Raw genomic sequence first — 16,514 nt, 5'->3', positions numbered from 1 at the left:
CGGGTTGTTTGTGAAGTGATTCACATCCGCCGTGTCGATGGAGGCGCATTATAGGGAGTTCTCAGCAGGCCGCAACCGCTAAATGACAGAAAAATAACTGACTGCTGCATTCCACAGCAAAACCCCGCCTTATACCCTTTTATGCACAAAGTTATCCACAATCATGAACGGATCGCGACGCGATCCCACGAATTGAGCGGGAAGATCAACTATACTAGCGGCAAATACTCTCCTCTGTGCAGGCCCACCCTCATGACTACACAACGCCTCGCCCACGACTGGCGTCTCCCTGCAGCAGGGGCGATGCTGCTGGCAATCCTCTTTGCCGGTTTTACCCTGCATACGCACTGGAATGTGTTTATCCAGTGGTGTCTTGCCACACAAATTACGCTGCACCGTTACCTGGTGATGTATCTGCTGCAGCTTAATAACCACCAGTACAGCGGTGGATTATGGCTGTTAACGGGCGCTTTCCTTTATGGCGTTCTTCACGCCATCGGCCCCGGGCACGGAAAGTTCATCGTGACGACCTACCTGACCACTAATAAGGAAAGCGAGCTGGCTGCCCGGGTCGTCCCTTTCCTGGGTAGCCTGATGCAGGGCGTCAGCGCCATTCTGTTTGTCTTTATTCTGGCGGTGGGATTTAACCTCGCCTCAGGGGATATCAGTACCAGCCGCTGGTATGTGGAGAAGATAAGCGCTGTGCTTATTGGCGCATTCGGCGCTTTTGTCATTTATCAGACGCTGAAGAGCCTGCGCCCGCGCAGGATGACTATCTCCGCCATCAAGCCCCTTCATCAACATGAAGAAAATTGTGGCTGCGGCCACCACGGCGTGGGTGCAGACCTGACGCAGAGTGACTGGAAAACGCGTCTGGGCGTCATTCTGGCGATCGGCGCACGCCCTTGAAGCGGGGCGATCATGATCCTGATGTTTTCGAATGCGCTGGGCATTGTTACCTGGGGAGTGGCCGCGGTCATGACCATGTCTCTGGGAACCGCTCTTTCTATTGTGGGGCTTTCACTGGCAGTACGTTACGCCCGTGAGCGCACGGTGACCTGGTTCGGAGAAAGCGCCTCATTAAAATGGCTGGTGCCGGCAGTCAAAATAGCCGGAGGGATAGTCCTGATCCTGTTCGCAACAGTTCTCTTCCTGACGGTGATCCCCATCAGCGCCAACGGCGACTACATTGCCGCCGGATGCTAATAAAAGAAAACCCGCCAGCGGCGGGTTTCATTATTACTCGTTAATTCGTGGATGTTGATCAACAAGGCGAGAGCGTTTTTTCTGCAGCTCTTCAATCTCTGCGTCAATATCCTCAATCTTCTGCTCTACGTTATCGTAGTGCTCACGCAGGATCTCTTTCGCTTCCTGGATGTCAGACGCCGCAGGCGTTGCGCCTTTCAGAGGACGATTCGCCGTCTCCTTCATAGTAATCCCCGTAATCAAACCAATCACCGCGATCACCATCAGGTAATAAGCCGGCATCATCAGGTTCTGCGTGCTCTCCACCAGCGAAGCGGCAAGCGTCGGGGTCAGACCGGCAATCAGCACCGAGATGTTAAAGGCCGCGGCCAGCGCGCTGTAGCGAATATGCGTCGGGAACATCGCGGGCAACGTTGAGGCCATCACCCCGATAAAGCAGTTAAGGATCACCGCTAGCATCAGCAGACCGGCAAAAATCAGCCCCAGCACATCACTGTTAATCAGTATGAATGCCGGAATTGCCAGAGCAAACAGCGCAACGCTTCCCAGGATAATGAACGGTCGACGACCAAAACGGTCACTCAACAGGCCCATAATCGGCTGCACAAACAGCATGCCGACCATGATGGCGATAATGATCAGCACACCGTGATCTTCCGAGTAATGCAGGTTATGCGACAGGTAGCTCGGCATGTAGGTCAACAGCATGTAATAGGTCACGTTGGTGGAAATCACCAGACCAATACAGGTCAGCAGGCTGCGCCAGTGTTTGGTCGCAATCTCTTTGAACGACACTTTCGGGCCATCCTGCAGCCCTTCACGATCGCCCTGCTCCAGTTTCTCAACGTGCTGCTGGAACGCAGGCGTCTCTTCCAGAGCATGACGCAGGTACAGGCCGATGATCCCCAGCGGCAGCGCGAGGAAGAACGGAATACGCCAGCCCCATTCCAGGAAGTTATCTTCACCGACCACGGTCGAAATCAACACCACCACACCCGCGCCCATGACAAACCCGGCAATCGAGCCGAAGTCCAGCCAGCTTCCCATAAAGCCGCGCTTACGGTCCGGGGAATACTCTGCAACGAAAATCGACGCACCGGTATATTCCCCCCCCACCGAGAAGCCCTGCGCCATCTTACAAATCAGCAGCAGAATCGGTGCCCAAATGCCGATGGTGGCGTAGGACGGGATAAGGCCGATACAGAATGTACTGATCGACATAATGACGATGGTAATGGCAAGGATTTTCTGGCGACCATATTTATCGCCGAGCATACCGAAAAACAGACCGCCCAGCGGACGAATCAGGAAGGGAACAGAGAACGTACCCAGTGCGGCAATCATCTGCAGGCTGGGATCGGCCCCGGGGAAAAACACTTTACCTAACGCATAGGCCACAAAGCCGTAGACACCAAAATCGAACCATTCCATCGCATTACCGAGCGAGGCTGCGGTAATGGCTTTACGCAGTTTTGCGTCATCAATAATGGTGACGTCGCGAAGCGTAATGGGTTTAATCTTTTTCCTTCTTAGCATAGCTATCCTCGTTGACTCGGCCCTGTCTGTTTCACAGTCCAGTTTGCGTTCTGTGAACCATGGGATCCGCTCCATGCGAATCGCCTTATTCAAGCGTAGCAGGTTTACTTACATTGACGTTTTACGTCGATACAACCGAACCTGTTGACGCCTGCCTGGGCAGTTAATGACCTTTTTACCCTACCAGCGTTTATATTTGTGATCAACTTCACACATATTTCTGTGTCTGGTCAACTCAGTCCAGTTTTCGTCAAGGAGTGCCCATAAGTACTTCCTTACCCCACCTAAAGAACATCCTCACACACGTCATTATTTCTTTCGCAACAGAAAAACAAACCACGTTAATTCACATCAGATTTACATAAATTTTCAACATCAGGAACCGGCGCAAAGTTTTACATTGAATATGTGACAAAGATAACTAAAACGATGTTTTATTTTCATTGAATCACTATTCCAATGATCGCATGATAAATCCGAATAGCGCGTTTTAAGTGCTTTCGAATGAGGTTAATCGAGAGCACATATTTAATTGCGTTGCAGGATTATCGGAAAAAGACCGCAAGCAGCAAGAGCAATCAATTGAATTTATTGACTAATTTTTAACACCTATCACCCGTCCTGCGGGATCCGATGTGAGGTTTGTCTATGAAGATTAAAGCCACGATAGAACGCATACCCGGCGGTATGATGCTGGTTCCGCTGGTGCTAGGCGCCATACTGAATACCCTTGCTCCCGATACCGGGGCTTATTTTGGTGGTTTCACAAAAGGAATGATAACGGGCACGGTTCCCATTCTGGCCGTCTGGTTTTTTTGTATCGGAGCATCCATTAATTTGCGGGCGACGGGTACCGTATTACGGAAATCCGGCACGCTGGTGATAACAAAAATAGCGGTTGCCTGGGCTGTGGCGATGATATGCGCGATGTTCATACCGGAGAATGGAATTCAGACCGGGTTCTTCGCGGGTTTATCGGTCCTGGCAATTGTCTCGGCGATGGATATGACCAACGGCGGATTATACGCCAGCCTGATGAACCAGTACGGGACGAAGGAAGAGTCCGGTGCATTTGTCCTGATGTCTCTGGAGTCCGGCCCGCTGATGACGATGCTGATCCTGGGATCTGCGGGACTGGCATCTTTTGAACCCCACCACTTTGTCGGCGCGATCCTGCCCTTCCTGGTCGGTTTCACCCTGGGCAATCTGGATCGGGATCTGCGTGATTTCTTCAGCAAAGCCACGCCGGTGCTGATCCCGTTCTTCGGTTTCGCACTGGGGAACACCATCAACCTGAAGGTCATTCTTGATACCGGCCTGCTGGGTATTGTGCTGGGTGTCGCCGTGATCGTCATCACCGGTATTCCGCTGATTATTGCCGACCGCGTAATAGGAGGAGGAAACGGCACAGCGGGCGTCGCCGCCTCTTCAGCCGCGGGTGCTGCCGTCGCAAACCCGGTGATTATTGCCCAAATTAACCCGGCCTTCGAACCGGTGGCCGCTTCAGCGACGGCACTGGTTGCCGCCAGCGTAATTGTCACCGCGATTCTGGTCCCCATCATCACCGCGCTGTACGCGAAACGCTACGGAAATGCACCCGAGCAGGATTTAAAACAGAAAGCGGTAGAACTTCATCATTAACGCACCACACCAAACCATCCCCTCTTCCCTACCGGGAGGAGGTTGGGATGAGGGGTAAGGGTTTCACCCAAAAATCTCTTCCACCATCCCGTCCACCAGCCGTTTTGCCGAGCAGAGCCTCGGCATCCCCAGCGCGACGGTCTGCCAGTTTTGCGTCACTGACCAGCTCACCGGATGTTTATCCGCCTGACACCAGTCCCCCAGCCAGCCCAGCATGTCCTTATGATCGATCAACCCAGGAGATGCCGGCGTTGTCAGCCACTGGTGATAGAAATGGCGGGTAGCGGGTGATGCATTGATGCCCTGCGCCAGATAGTTTGCCGCCATGCTGCGCAGGTTATCCTTGAGCATGGCCGCCACATCTTCATTCGCGAGGCGACATGCATCGCCAAATGGGCCCCAGCGCAGCTCTTCCAGGACGATAAAACAGCGTCCGGCCAGCGACCAGCCATCATAGTGTCCGGCCCGCCAGCGGGTAAAAATCTGCTCGCTGTGCTCACCCGCCTGCACCGTTAACCCGCGCTGGGTCAGCGCCTTTTCTTTATAAGCTGCACGTTGGGTAAAATGAGAAGCGAGTTCAGCGTACTGCTGCATCAGACCCGGTGACTGCTGCGCGCGCGGGTGAGTCTGCTGGCGCAGCGCAATCAGCTTCTCTGACATCAGCGTCAGCGCGAGATGACCCGGGTCGAGCATGCCGGCCAGTTTTTCCGCCAACCCCAGGCGCAGCGCCGTATTTTCATTGAGCATCCCCGCCATCGCCCAGGGGCGCAGTCGGGTATGGGTCATGATTTCCTGAGTCAGACGCTCACGAAACTGCAGCTGTTGTGGTCCCAGGTGGGGATGACGCGCCGCGTCTACCCCCTGCACCAGATCGACCATAAATTTTGGATTAATACACTCCAGCGTTCGCCCGGGGCCGTCCAGTAGTTGTGTTGTCATGGTTGCTCTGCCGCGAATAGAGTTTGAATATCATCGCGTAACAGTCGGGTATCTTCCTGTATCCACGTCGCAGTAGCGATACTTTGCTTCAACAACTGGCAGAGCGCTCGGGTTGAATGCTCATTCTGTTGACGCACTGCGAGGCTATCACGCAAGCTTTCCTGTAACCCGGCCAGGCACAACGAAAATTCTGCAAAGAACGTTGCCATCCCTGCCGTTACAGAGACATCGACCTGTGCGGACAAAGCTTTACGTATTTGTTCACAAAACTGCTCAATATGTTGCTTAAATTTGTCATGTAGCTGCGCAATGTCGATAACATAGCGCGTGCGCGTTTCCACATAATCATCCCAGCCCCAGCCCGGATTATTGAGCCAGCGAGAGACCGTTTCACGCATGCTGCCCCCGCCAGAGGGCTGGCCAGCCTGGCTGTCATCCTGCGCAATCGCATCGTTAAACAACGCACGCGTATTGAAGTTAAGCTGGCTCGCCTGAAATGCCGGAAAACTGATCCGCGCCCGAAAACCCGCATGGCTCAGATGCTCTTTAATACGCGTTTCAATGGGACGCATGGCTTCGTTCAGGGAACGCGCCAACGTAGACTCCAGCTGATCGAAGCGTAGCGCCAGTTCGCGGGCGATCTTCGTCTGCGCATCCAGCATGATAAGCTCGCAGGAGGAGCGGATTTTACTCAGCGCGATCTGCGCCTGCCCTTCATCGTCCAGAACCAGCTGCTTCGGCGCTTGCGGCTCGTCATCGTGACGATTGAGCCGATCGATGCCTGCCAAATCAAGAATATGGTGCGCACTGAACACATCGCCAATCGCCTGGTGAAGCGCCGTTTTTTGGGACACCATAAAGTCCGCGGTGGCGTTCAACGCCTCCTCAACCTCGTGTTTCACCTCATCGCTCACCACGCTCTGGCGAGTCTGCAGAAGCGCCATGTCCTCTTCCAGACGTGCGATGTTCAGTTCCAGCGCCTCAAAGGCCACCGTCAGCCCCTGATAGCGGAAGTCGAGATACTCACGGGCACTTTGTGCATAGTTGAGCAGCTTATGCGAAGCCGAACGCAGAGCGAATAGCGAGGCATTGGCATAGGCGGCATAAATCAGCTTGCGAATCGGTTGTTCAAAGAGCGAATCTTCCCAGAGCAAATCAGCAGAATGGCGAACATGGTCGATATCGTCCAGGTCCGCCGTACGCCAGCGACGCCCAAGCGCAGCCTCGGCAAAATCCTGCACCCAAGGTTGCTCCTGATGATCCGGCAGTTGCCCGTGCGTATTCATCTCGTAGCGAGCGCGGTTCGCCAGGTAGGCCCACATGGACGAAACGGGGTAGATCTGGCCGGGCGAAATATTGCCTTTCATTAAGGTGCCGGAGATCATCGCCCTGATCTGTTCTTCGTCGTCGCTATTGCGATCTTTCTGATCGAATTTATTAACCAGCGCATACAGCGGCACGGATTTTCCCGCTGCGGAAATAGCCTGGCGGACCTCTTCATCCGAAATGGATTTAAGCTGGGTATAATCCATCACTGCCAGTACCGCCGACGCGCGGGATAGCTGCTCGCTGAGCATTTTTTGCAGATGCGGTTGTCCGGCCTCATTGGGCCCGGGAGTGTCGAGCAGCGTCAGCTGCCCGAGATGAGCATCCAGGCCCGCAAGATGCACGAACTCCACTTCAATTACCGGAATGTGTTCGATCGCCGCATATTCAGAGAACGGAAACTCGACGCCTAGCGCCTGGGAGAGCCTCACCAGGTCATTGAGGCTTTTCAAACAATGAAATATCGGCTGCGCCCCCAGGTGATGCTTCTCAAATGCTTCCCCTTTTTCAATGCGCTCCAGCAGCGTATTCATGTCTTTATCAATTTCCAGACGCTGAGCCAGCTTTCCGCGATCGTAATCGCACAGCTTTGTCTGTAGCAGTTGGATCAATTCATCAATGGGCGAGGCATGTGAGAAATGGAGCACCGGCTCCTTCTGACCCGGCGTATGGCGAATCAGCGTCGGTAGTGCCGTCATCGGACGATTGCGGTTCGGCAACACTTCGGTCCCCACAATCGCATTAATGGTGGTTGATTTCCCCGCTTTCATTGTGCCAACAATAGCCAGGACCATTTCCAGTCGGGTTATTTTTCGTAATTCATTATTCAGCATCGCCTGCTGCGCTTCGACACCGCGAGCACTAAAATGCAAAGGTAAAACGTTGTTCTTTTCACCCGTTATGGCAACCGCGGTGCTCTCCAGCATTGCAGTCGGCATTGATTTCAACGTATCAAGATTTTGCAGAGCGAGCTGTAACAAACGCTCAGCTTCCTGGCTTAATTCAAAAATGGTCTGTGTGTGCATGATAAAAGACTTTCCTTAACGCAAATTTATTACTTTTATTAAGCCACTGGTATTAATTATGTTGTTCAGGCTTATATGATCACGTGTGGAAAACATGTTCGCCGAAATATAACTGATTGAAGATAATCAGAAATAATTCACTATCCTTGCAAGGCGTGTATAGCTCTTCTTCTGGCCAGATAGCCAAAAGAAAAAAGCGTAGCCCATTTTTAAGAAACTTCAGGATATATCATCATTATTTACCCACCTAAAAAGAGAGGTAATGCGGCACTACCATAAGATATGTATGGCAGCGAAGTCCGGAGATAAATAACAATGTGTCGCTTCACCTTATCCGAAATGGAGGTGCGTAGCAATTTGCTGCAATAAAATATTCGATATATTTCGCGTCATTTCTTCCCACCGTGTTAATGACGTAAGCATCGCTTAACTGACTGACAGGAAGTGTCACTCCCAATACGCTTTTTGCAATTTTTTAACTCACAATATCACCGACAACCATGTGGATTTGCGCTATACTTGCCGCCTTTTTCGGCACACTGCCGTCATTTAGCTGGCACTTTCCAGCGCGTTTACACTTTTTGAGGATACCGATATGCAACTCCCACACTGCCCAAAATGCAATTCTGAATACACCTATGAAGATAATGGCATGTTCATCTGCCCGGAATGCGCTCACGAATGGAATGATGCCGAACCAGCACACGATGCTGATGCACTTGTCGTAAAAGATGCGAACGGCAATCTGCTGGCAGACGGTGACAGCATTACCGTAATTAAAGATCTGAAAGTGAAAGGCAGTTCTTCCATGCTGAAGATTGGCACCAAAGTGAAGAATATCCGTCTGGTTGAAGGCGATCATAATATCGACTGCAAAATTGACGGCTTTGGCCCGATGAAACTGAAGTCTGAGTTTGTGAAAAAGAACTGATTGACCTGCCCGGTGGCGCTTCGCTTACCGGGCTTTCGGGAACTACACTTAATGGGCTTTTCTTACGTGAGGTAAAGATTATGCCGTTAAGTCCCTACATCTCTTTCGCCGGTAACTGTGCAGAAGCCACTTCTTTCTACCAGCAAGCCGTCGGCGCAGAGCTTCTCTATAAAATCACCTTCGGCGAAATGCCAAAAAGCGATAACAGCGAGGAAGGCTGTCCGTCCGGTATGCAATTTCCGGATTCGGCTATCGCTCACTCCAACGTCCGCATTGCGGGCAGCGATATCATGATGAGCGACGGAATGCCGCCGGGCAGCAAAGCGCAGTATGCCGGCTTCACGCTGGTGCTCGACACCCAGGACGTGGCAGAAGGCAAACGCTGGTTCGACAACCTTGCCGCTGGCGGCAATGTCGAAATGGCCTGGCAGGAGACCTTCTGGGCACACGGTTTCGGTAAAGTTACCGACAAATACGGCGTGCCGTGGATGATTAACGTCGTTAAGCAACACCAAACGTCGTAGGCCGGATAAGCGCAGCGCAGCCGGCAACAGCGCCCGGTGGCGCTGCGCTGACCAGGCCTACGGTGACTGTCATCGCTTTCACTTCAACTCTTCAAACTCCCGCAACCTGCACTTAACCCAAATGTCATATTGATGCGCCAGCATGGGGCCACATTTATCGTGAGGCCCAGCACATGCAAACTGTCATCCGCGTCGAGAAACTGAGCAAGACCTTTCATCACAACAAGGCGCTGCATGCCGTTGATCTCACCGTCCTGCAGGGTGAAATGGTGGCGCTGCTGGGGCCATCCGGTTCAGGTAAATCCACCCTTCTGCGCCATTTGAGCGGGCTTATCACCTGCGATAAAACGCCGGAAAGCCACGTCGAGCTGCTGGGCAATACGGTGCAGCGCGCAGGGCGTCTGGCGGGCGATATCCGCAAGAGCCGCGCCCAGACGGGCTACATCTTCCAGCAGTTCAATCTGGTGAACCGCCTGACGGTGCTGGAGAACGTGCTGATTGGCGCGCTCGGCAGCACCCCGTTCTGGCGCACCTGTCTGCGCTGGTTCTCTCCTTCTCAGAAGCAGGAAGCCTTACAGGCGCTGACCCGCGTCGGTATGGCGCATTTCGCCCACCAGCGCGTGTCCACCCTGTCTGGTGGACAACAGCAGCGCGTCGCCATAGCCCGCGCTCTGATGCAGAAAGCGCAAATCATTCTCGCTGACGAACCCATCGCCTCGCTGGACCCGGAGTCCGCCCGCATTGTGATGGAGACCCTGCACGACATTAACCAGAACGACGGCATCACCGTGGTGGTCACGCTGCATCAGGTGGATTACGCCCTGCGCTACTGCGAACGCATCGTCGCTCTGCGTCAGGGGCATGTGTTCTTTGATGGCGCGAGCCATCAGTTTGATAACGACCGTTTTGACCATCTCTACCGCAGCATTAACCGCGTCGAAGAGAACGCGCAGGCTGCTTAATTAAACCCGATCCGAGGAAAGTACATGAGCTACAAAGCCGTTGCCGCGCTGGCCTTTACCAGCATGTTCAGCATCAGCACCCTGTTAAGCCCAGCGTATGCGGAAGAGCAGGAAAAAGCGCTGAACTTTGGCATTATTTCGACGGAATCACAGCAGAACCTGAAACCTCAGTGGGAACCGTTCCTGAAAGATATGGAAACCAAACTGGGGATCAAAGTGAACGCCTTCTTCGCCCCGGACTACGCAGGCATCATCCAGGGGATGCGCTTTAATAAAGTGGATATCGCCTGGTACGGCAACCTCTCCGCCATGGAAGCGGTGGACCGCGCGAACGGCCAGGTCTTTGCCCAGACCGTCGCAGCAGATGGCTCCCCAGGCTACTGGAGCGTGCTGATCGTGAACAAAGACAGCCCGATCAACACCCTCAATGACATGCTTGCCAAACGCAAAGAGCTGACCTTTGGCAACGGCGATCCAAACTCTACCTCTGGTTACCTTGTCCCTGGCTACTACGTCTTCGCCAAAAACAACGCCTCCGCCAGCGAATTCAAACGCACGGTGAACGCCAGCCACGAAACCAATGCCCTGGCCGTGGCCAACAAGCAGGTGGATGTCGCCACCAACAACACCGAAAACCTCGACAAGCTGAAGACCTCCGCACCGGACAAGCTGAAAGAGATCAAGGTTATCTGGAAATCACCGCTGATCCCCGGCGACCCGATTGTATGGCGTAAAAGCCTGTCTGAAAGCACCAAGGACAAGGTGTACGACTTCTTTATGACCTACGGCAAAACGCCGGAAGAGAAAGCGGTTCTGGCACGTCTGGGCTGGGCACCGTTCCGTCCGTCAAGCGACCTGCAGCTGGTGCCGATTCGCCAGCTGGCGCTGTTTAAAGAGATGCAGGGCGTGAAGGACAACAAAGGGCTGAAGGACGAGGAGAAGACCAGCAAAGTGGCAGCCATTCAAGCCCAGCTGGAAGACCTTGATCGTCTGACCGCCGCGCTCGGCGCGATGACCAGCGTGAATAAAGCGGTGCAGTAACTCTTCGCCCGGTGGCGCTGCGCTTACCGGGCCTACGGTACGGATTGTAGGCCGGATAAGCGTAGCGCCATCCGGCAAACCAGGACCCACGGAGTAACATATGCAAACCATTACCCTCCCGCCGCCGAAGCGCAGCTGGTTCTCGCTCATAAGCTGGGCCATCCTGCTGGCGGTGCTGGTTATCTCGTGGAAAGGCGCGGAAATGGACCCGCTGCTGCTCTTCAAAGACGCGGGCAACATGGCGACCTTCGCCGCCGATTTCTTCCCGCCGGACTTCAGCCAGTGGCAGGACTACCTCAGCGAAATGGCGGTCACCCTGCAAATCGCCGTCTGGGGTACCGCGCTTGCCGTCATTCTCTCTATTCCATTTGGCCTGATGAGCGCCGAAAACATCGTGCCGTGGTGGGTATACCAGCCCATGCGTCGTCTGATGGACGCCTGTCGCGCCATCAACGAAATGGTGTTTGCGATGCTGTTCGTGGTGGCCGTCGGCCTGGGTCCGTTCGCGGGTGTGATGGCGCTGTTCATTCACACCACCGGCGTGCTCTCCAAGCTGCTCTCGGAGGCGGTTGAAGCCATCGAGCCCGGCCCGGTGGAAGGCATCCGCGCCACGGGTGCCAACAAAATCGAAGAGATCCTCTACGGCGTTTTGCCGCAGGTGATGCCGCTGCTGATCTCCTACTCCCTGTACCGCTTTGAATCCAACGTCCGCTCCGCCACCGTCGTCGGCATGGTCGGCGCAGGCGGGATTGGCGTCACCCTGTGGGAAGCGATTCGCGGTTTCCAGTTCCAGCAAACCTGCGCCCTGATGGTGCTCATCATCGTCACCGTCAGCCTGCTGGATTTCCTCTCTCAACGTTTGCGTAAGCACTTCATCTGAGAAGCGAGGCTTTGTTTTATATGCACTTATCCAGACATCCGACCAGTTACCCCACCCGCTGGCAAGAGATTGCAGCCAGGCTCGAAGTGGAACTGCGCACGCACTACCGCTGCGGAGACTATCTGCCAGCAGAACAACAGCTTGCCGACCGCTACGAAGTGAACCGCCACACCCTGCGCCGCGCCATTGACCAGCTGGTCGAGCGCGGCTGGGTGCAGCGCCGCCAGGGCGTGGGCGTCCTGGTGCTGATGCGCCCGTTCGACTACCCGCTAAACGCCCAGGCGCGCTTTAGCCAGAACCTGCTGGACCAGGGCAGCCACCCGACCAGTGAAAAACTGCTCTCGGTATTGCGTCCGGCCTCCAGCCATGTGGCGGACGCGCTGGGCATTCAGGAAGGCGATAACGTCATCCATCTGCGCACGTTGCGCCGGGTCAACGGCGTCGCGGTCTGTCAGATAGACCACTACTTCGCGGACCTCGCCCTCTGGCCGGTGCTGCAGCATTTCTCCAGCGGCTCGCTGCACGATTTTCTTCAGGGTGCGACAGGCATTGCGCTTAAGCGTACCCAGACGCGCATCAGCGCCCGCCGGGCGCAGGCAAAAGAGAGCAAGGTGCTGGAAATCCCCAACATGGCTCCGCTGCTCTGCGTGCGCACGCTCAACCACCGTGACGGTGAGGTCAATGCGACAGAATACTCCGTCAGCCTGACCCGCGCCGACATGATCGAATTCACCATGGAGCACTGAATGCACTTCGACACCGCCACCCGACAGCGCTGGATGCGCGTACTTGCTCACAGTCAGCCCGCTGCGCTGTCTGCCCGCATGAACGCCCTTAGCCTGGCGCCCGATTACGACACCCTCCGCGCCCCGGAGATCGGCCTCGTTCAGATCCAGGCGCGTATGGGCGGTACCGGCGAGCGCTTCTTCGCCGGAGATGCCACCCTCACCCGCGCAGCGATCCGCCTGAACAGCGGCACGCTAGGTTACAGCTACGTGCTGGGGCGCGATAAAGCGCACGCCGAGCGCTGCGCGGTGATCGACGCGCTTTTACAGGAACAACCGCATTTCCAGACCCTGATGGAAACCCTTATTGCCCCGCTGGAAGCTGACCGCGCCGCACGAATTGCCGCACGTCAGGCCGAAGTGAATACCAGCCGGGTCGACTTCTTTACGCTCGTTCGCGGAGACAACGTATGACGCTTCAACCTGCTTTTACCCTGGCCGTCCAGGATGCCCAACAAAGTTTTCGTCGCCTGCTGAAAGCCATGAGCGAGCCGGGTGTGATCGTCTCGCTGCACCAGCTCTCTCAGGGCTGGCTGCCGTTAAATCTGGCCACCACCAGCGTACTGCTGACCCTGGCCGACAACGACACCCCAGTGTGGCTTTCGGGCGCACTGTCGAACGATATCGCCAGCCAGAACCTGCGTTTTCACACCAGCGCCCCGCTGGTTGAGCAACCCCGGCAGGCCGTCTTTGCCGTGGCCGACGAACAAATCAGCCACGAGCAGCTCAACGCCCTGAGCGAGGGCAGCGCGGTGGCTCCGGAGACCAGCGCCACCTTGATTTTGCAGGTTTCAAGCCTGAGCGGCGGCCGTATGCTGCGCCTGACCGGTGCGGGCATTGCGGATGAACGCATGGTCGCGCCGCAGCTGCCAGAGTGCATCATTCATGAGCTGACCGAGCGTCCGCACCCGTTCCCGCTGGGCATTGACCTGATCCTGACCTGCGGCGAGCGCCTGCTGGCAATCCCTCGGACCACCCACGTGGAGGTGTGCTGATGTACGTTGCCGTCAAAGGGGGCGAAAAGGCCATCGCCGCCGCCCATGCGCTACAGGCGCACAGACGACGGGGTGACGAACAGCTTCCTGAGCTGAACGTCGCCCAGATTGAGCAGCAGCTAAACCTCGCCGTCGATCGGGTGATGACCGAGGGCGGTATCGCCGACCGTGAACTGGCGGCGCTGGCCCTGAAGCAGGCCAGCGGCGATAACGTGGAAGCCATCTTTCTGCTGCGCGCCTACCGCACCACGCTTGCCAAACTGGCGGTGAGCGAGCCGGTCAATACGGCGGAGATGCGCTTAGAACGCCGCATTTCAGCGGTGTACAAAGATATTCCCGGCGGCCAGCGGCTGGGTCCTACCTATGACTACACCCATCGCCTGCTGGATTTCACTCTGCTGGCGAACGGCGAAACGCCGCCGCTCAGCACCTCTGACGCCGAACAAGAGCCGTCTCCGCACGTCTTCAGCCTGCTGGCAAAACAGGGCCTGGCGAAGGCGGAAGAGGACTCAGGCGCGCAGCCGGATGATATCACCCGTACGCCGCCGGTTTACCCGTGCTCGCGATCGTCGCGCCTGCAGCAGCTGATACGAGGCGACGAAGGCTATCTGCTGGCGCTGGCCTACTCCACCCAGCGCGGCTACGGGCGCAACCACCCGTTTGCAGCTGAGATTCGCAGCGGCTATATCGACGTTGAAATCGTGCCGGAAGAGCTGGGTTTTGCGGTGAACGTCGGCGAACTGCTGATGACTGAGTGTGAAATGGTCAACGGTTTCGTCGCACCAGAAGACAAGGCTCCGCACTTTACCCGCGGCTACGGGCTGGTGTTCGGCCTCGGCGAGCGCAAAGCCATGGCAATGGCGCTGGTCGACCGCGCCCTGCAGGCACCGGACTACGGCGAACACATTGCAGGCCCGGCGCAGGACGAAGAGTTCGTGCTGGCCCACGCGGACAACGTAGAAGCAGCGGGTTTCGTCTCGCACCTCAAACTGCCGCACTACGTCGATTTCCAGGCCGAACTGGAACTGCTGAAACGCCTGCAACGGGAGCGTAAACATGGCTAACTTAAGCGGCTACAACTTTGCCTATCTGGATGAGCAAACCAAACGCATGATCCGCCGCGCCATACTCAAAGCGGTCGCCATTCCGGGTTATCAGGTGCCGTTCGGCGGCCGCGAAATGCCGATGCCTTACGGCTGGGGTACCGGCGGTATCCAGCTCACCGCCAGCGTGATCGGCGAAGCAGACGTGCTGAAAGTGATCGACCAGGGCGCGGACGACACCACCAACGCCGTGTCGATACGCAACTTCTTTCAGCGCGTGACCGGCGTTAATACCACCGAAAAAACCGAAGATGCGACGCTGATCCAGACCCGTCACCGCATTCCGGAAACGCCGCTCACCGAAGATCAGATTTTGATTTTCCAGGTGCCGATCCCGGAGCCGCTGCGCTTTATCGAGCCGCGCGAAACGGAAACCCGCACCATGCACGCCCTGGAAGAGTATGGCGTGATGCAGGTGAAGCTGTATGAGGATATCGCCCGCTTCGGCCATATCGCCACCACCTACGCCTACCCGGTGAAGGTGAACGGGCGCTACGTCATGGACCCGTCGCCGATCCCGAAGTTCGACAACCCGAAAATGGACATGATGCCCGCCCTGCAGCTGTTTGGCGCCGGGCGCGAAAAACGCATCTACGCCGTCCCGCCTTACACCCGGGTGGAGAGCCTGGATTTCGACGATCACCCGTTTACGGTGCAGGAGTGGGACGAGCCGTGCGCCATCTGCGGTTCGAAGCATAGCTATCTCGATGAAGTGGTGCTGGATGACACGGGCAAACGGATGTTTGTCTGCTCCGACACCGATTATTGCCGCCAACAGAGCGAGGCGAACAGCCAATGAAACCGCTGCTTTCGGTTAATCACCTGACTCACCTTTATGCGCCGGGCAAAGGCTTCAGCGACGTGTCGTTCGAACTCTGGCCGGGGGAAGTGCTGGGCATTGTCGGCGAGTCCGGCTCCGGCAAAACCACGCTGCTGAAGTCCATCTCCGCGCGCCTGACGCCGCAAAATGGCGACATTTTGTATAACGGCGTGTCGCTGTATGGCATGAGCGAAGCCGAACGCCGCCGCCTGCTGCGCACCGAGTGGGGCGTGGTGCATCAGCACCCGATGGACGGCCTGCGCCGTCAGGTCTCGGCGGGAGGCAACATCGGCGAGCGGCTGATGGCGACCGGCGCACGCCACTACGGCAACATCCGCGCCACGGCGCAGCACTGGCTGGAGGAAGTTGAAATCCCCGCGTCACGCATCGATGACCTGCCCACCACCTTCTCCGGCGGCATGCAGCAGCGCCTGCAGATTGCCCGCAATCTGGTCACTCACCCGAAGCTGGTGTTTATGGATGAACCCACCGGCGGGCTGGATGTGTCCGTGCAGGCGCGTCTGCTCGACCTGCTGCGCGGTCTGGTGGTGGAGCTGAACCTGGCGGTGGTGATTGTCACCCATGATTTAGGCGTTGCGCGCCTGCTGGCCGACCGCCTGCTGGTGATGAAGCAGGGTCAGGTGGTGGAAAGTGGGTTAACCGACCGCGTGCTCGACGATCCCCACCATCCATATACCCAGCTGCTGGTGTCGTCCGTGCTGCAGAATTGAGTGCGCCACCCGGCAAAACGAATACCGTACCTTGTAGGCCGGGTAAGCGAAGCGCCACCCGGCATGACC

Annotated in this window: 15 protein-coding genes and 1 pseudogene; 13 read left to right on the top strand and 3 right to left on the bottom strand. The window is 56.2% G+C overall.

Annotated features, from left to right (window positions below):
• The first annotated feature begins 252 nt into the window (after positions 1 to 252).
• A pseudogene (locus tag PYW49_RS22290) lies at positions 253 to 1,206 on the top strand (nickel/cobalt transporter).
• Positions 1,207 to 1,239: 33 nt separating this feature from the next.
• On the opposite strand, the gene proP reads toward PYW49_RS22290, so the two are convergent.
• Positions 1,240 to 2,742 (bottom strand): glycine betaine/L-proline transporter ProP, encoded by a 1,503-nt coding sequence (gene proP / locus PYW49_RS22285; RefSeq protein WP_134347273.1) that lies wholly within the window; start codon positions 2,740 to 2,742, stop codon positions 1,240 to 1,242.
• Between the two features lie 648 nt (positions 2,743 to 3,390).
• Between proP and kdgT the strand changes: the two genes are divergently transcribed.
• Complete coding sequence (kdgT, locus tag PYW49_RS22280; RefSeq protein WP_320387542.1) at positions 3,391 to 4,383, top strand: 2-keto-3-deoxygluconate transporter; 993 nt, start codon at positions 3,391 to 3,393, stop codon at positions 4,381 to 4,383.
• Between the two features lie 63 nt (positions 4,384 to 4,446).
• Here the strand turns inward: kdgT and PYW49_RS22275 are convergent, their stop codons facing one another.
• The gene (locus PYW49_RS22275; RefSeq protein WP_134347275.1) at positions 4,447 to 5,322 is read right to left on the bottom strand and encodes a diguanylate cyclase regulator RdcB family protein; all 876 of its coding nucleotides are present in this window, start codon (positions 5,320 to 5,322) and stop codon (positions 4,447 to 4,449) included.
• Positions 5,319 to 7,673, bottom strand: coding sequence for a clamp-binding protein CrfC (gene crfC, locus PYW49_RS22270; protein ID WP_134347276.1), 2,355 nt, complete (start codon positions 7,671 to 7,673; stop codon positions 5,319 to 5,321). The genes PYW49_RS22275 and crfC overlap by 4 nt, the downstream gene beginning before the upstream one ends.
• Positions 7,674 to 8,268: 595 nt before the next feature.
• Between crfC and PYW49_RS22265 the strand changes: the two genes are divergently transcribed.
• From PYW49_RS22265 to phnK, 11 genes are all read left to right on the top strand, one after another.
• Entirely contained in the window at positions 8,269 to 8,604 is a 336-nt protein-coding gene (locus tag PYW49_RS22265; protein WP_320387541.1) for a zinc ribbon domain-containing protein YjdM, read from the top strand.
• A gap of 80 nt (positions 8,605 to 8,684) precedes the next feature.
• A complete protein-coding gene (gene yjdN, locus PYW49_RS22260) occupies positions 8,685 to 9,128 on the top strand; it encodes a VOC family metalloprotein YjdN (RefSeq protein ID WP_320387540.1) in 444 nt (147 codons plus the stop codon).
• 173 nt (positions 9,129 to 9,301) lie between these two features.
• Positions 9,302 to 10,090, top strand: a complete 789-nt coding sequence (gene phnC / locus PYW49_RS22255; RefSeq protein ID WP_320387539.1) for a phosphonate ABC transporter ATP-binding protein — start codon at positions 9,302 to 9,304, stop codon at positions 10,088 to 10,090.
• A gap of 24 nt (positions 10,091 to 10,114) precedes the next feature.
• Positions 10,115 to 11,131, top strand: coding sequence for a phosphonate ABC transporter substrate-binding protein (phnD, locus tag PYW49_RS22250; RefSeq protein ID WP_320387537.1), 1,017 nt, complete (start codon positions 10,115 to 10,117; stop codon positions 11,129 to 11,131).
• Between the two features lie 100 nt (positions 11,132 to 11,231).
• Positions 11,232 to 12,011 (top strand): phosphonate ABC transporter, permease protein PhnE, encoded by a 780-nt coding sequence (gene phnE, locus PYW49_RS22245; RefSeq protein WP_008500063.1) that lies wholly within the window; start codon positions 11,232 to 11,234, stop codon positions 12,009 to 12,011.
• Between the two features lie 20 nt (positions 12,012 to 12,031).
• Positions 12,032 to 12,757 (top strand): phosphonate metabolism transcriptional regulator PhnF, encoded by a 726-nt coding sequence (gene phnF / locus PYW49_RS22240; RefSeq protein ID WP_320387536.1) that lies wholly within the window; start codon positions 12,032 to 12,034, stop codon positions 12,755 to 12,757.
• Complete coding sequence (gene phnG / locus PYW49_RS22235) at positions 12,758 to 13,210, top strand: phosphonate C-P lyase system protein PhnG (protein WP_320387535.1); 453 nt, start codon at positions 12,758 to 12,760, stop codon at positions 13,208 to 13,210. It begins immediately after the preceding gene.
• The gene (gene phnH, locus PYW49_RS22230; protein ID WP_320387534.1) at positions 13,207 to 13,791 is read left to right on the top strand and encodes a phosphonate C-P lyase system protein PhnH; all 585 of its coding nucleotides are present in this window, start codon (positions 13,207 to 13,209) and stop codon (positions 13,789 to 13,791) included. Before phnG ends, phnH begins: the two co-directional genes overlap by 4 nt.
• Positions 13,791 to 14,855: a carbon-phosphorus lyase complex subunit PhnI gene (locus PYW49_RS22225; protein ID WP_320387533.1), complete on the top strand. Its 1,065-nt coding sequence runs from the start codon at positions 13,791 to 13,793 to the stop codon at positions 14,853 to 14,855. Before phnH ends, PYW49_RS22225 begins: the two co-directional genes overlap by 1 nt.
• Positions 14,848 to 15,693, top strand: a complete 846-nt coding sequence (gene phnJ / locus PYW49_RS22220) for an alpha-D-ribose 1-methylphosphonate 5-phosphate C-P-lyase PhnJ (RefSeq protein ID WP_134347285.1) — start codon at positions 14,848 to 14,850, stop codon at positions 15,691 to 15,693. The genes PYW49_RS22225 and phnJ overlap by 8 nt, the downstream gene beginning before the upstream one ends.
• Entirely contained in the window at positions 15,690 to 16,445 is a 756-nt protein-coding gene (gene phnK / locus PYW49_RS22215; protein WP_134347286.1) for a phosphonate C-P lyase system protein PhnK, read from the top strand. The genes phnJ and phnK overlap by 4 nt, the downstream gene beginning before the upstream one ends.
• The last annotated feature ends 69 nt before the right edge of the window (positions 16,446 to 16,514 follow it).

This window comes from Enterobacter chinensis (genome assembly GCF_034008295.1).
In the GTDB taxonomy this organism is placed as follows: domain Bacteria; phylum Pseudomonadota; class Gammaproteobacteria; order Enterobacterales; family Enterobacteriaceae; genus Enterobacter; species Enterobacter chinensis.
Note: the sequence above shows the minus strand (reverse complement) of the source record. Positions and strands in the feature narration are given on the sequence as shown.

What these genes read in the sequence shown, in the direction of transcription:
- kdgT (WP_320387542.1), top strand. Translation starts at nt 3,391, where the DNA reads ATGAAGATTAAAGCCACGATAGAACGCATACCCGGCGGTATGATGCTG.
- PYW49_RS22225 (WP_320387533.1), top strand. Translation starts at nt 13,791, where the DNA reads ATGTACGTTGCCGTCAAAGGGGGCGAAAAGGCCATCGCCGCCGCCCAT.
- phnH (WP_320387534.1), top strand. Translation starts at nt 13,207, where the DNA reads ATGACGCTTCAACCTGCTTTTACCCTGGCCGTCCAGGATGCCCAACAA.
- phnD (WP_320387537.1), top strand. Translation starts at nt 10,115, where the DNA reads ATGAGCTACAAAGCCGTTGCCGCGCTGGCCTTTACCAGCATGTTCAGC.
- phnC (WP_320387539.1), top strand. Translation starts at nt 9,302, where the DNA reads ATGCAAACTGTCATCCGCGTCGAGAAACTGAGCAAGACCTTTCATCAC.
- phnK (WP_134347286.1), top strand. Translation starts at nt 15,690, where the DNA reads ATGAAACCGCTGCTTTCGGTTAATCACCTGACTCACCTTTATGCGCCG.
- phnG (WP_320387535.1), top strand. Translation starts at nt 12,758, where the DNA reads ATGCACTTCGACACCGCCACCCGACAGCGCTGGATGCGCGTACTTGCT.
- phnF (WP_320387536.1), top strand. Translation starts at nt 12,032, where the DNA reads ATGCACTTATCCAGACATCCGACCAGTTACCCCACCCGCTGGCAAGAG.
- yjdN (WP_320387540.1), top strand. Translation starts at nt 8,685, where the DNA reads ATGCCGTTAAGTCCCTACATCTCTTTCGCCGGTAACTGTGCAGAAGCC.
- crfC (WP_134347276.1), bottom strand. Translation starts at nt 7,673, where the DNA reads ATGCACACACAGACCATTTTTGAATTAAGCCAGGAAGCTGAGCGTTTG.
- PYW49_RS22265 (WP_320387541.1), top strand. Translation starts at nt 8,269, where the DNA reads ATGCAACTCCCACACTGCCCAAAATGCAATTCTGAATACACCTATGAA.
- proP (WP_134347273.1), bottom strand. Translation starts at nt 2,742, where the DNA reads ATGCTAAGAAGGAAAAAGATTAAACCCATTACGCTTCGCGACGTCACC.
- PYW49_RS22275 (WP_134347275.1), bottom strand. Translation starts at nt 5,322, where the DNA reads ATGACAACACAACTACTGGACGGCCCCGGGCGAACGCTGGAGTGTATT.
- phnJ (WP_134347285.1), top strand. Translation starts at nt 14,848, where the DNA reads ATGGCTAACTTAAGCGGCTACAACTTTGCCTATCTGGATGAGCAAACC.
- phnE (WP_008500063.1), top strand. Translation starts at nt 11,232, where the DNA reads ATGCAAACCATTACCCTCCCGCCGCCGAAGCGCAGCTGGTTCTCGCTC.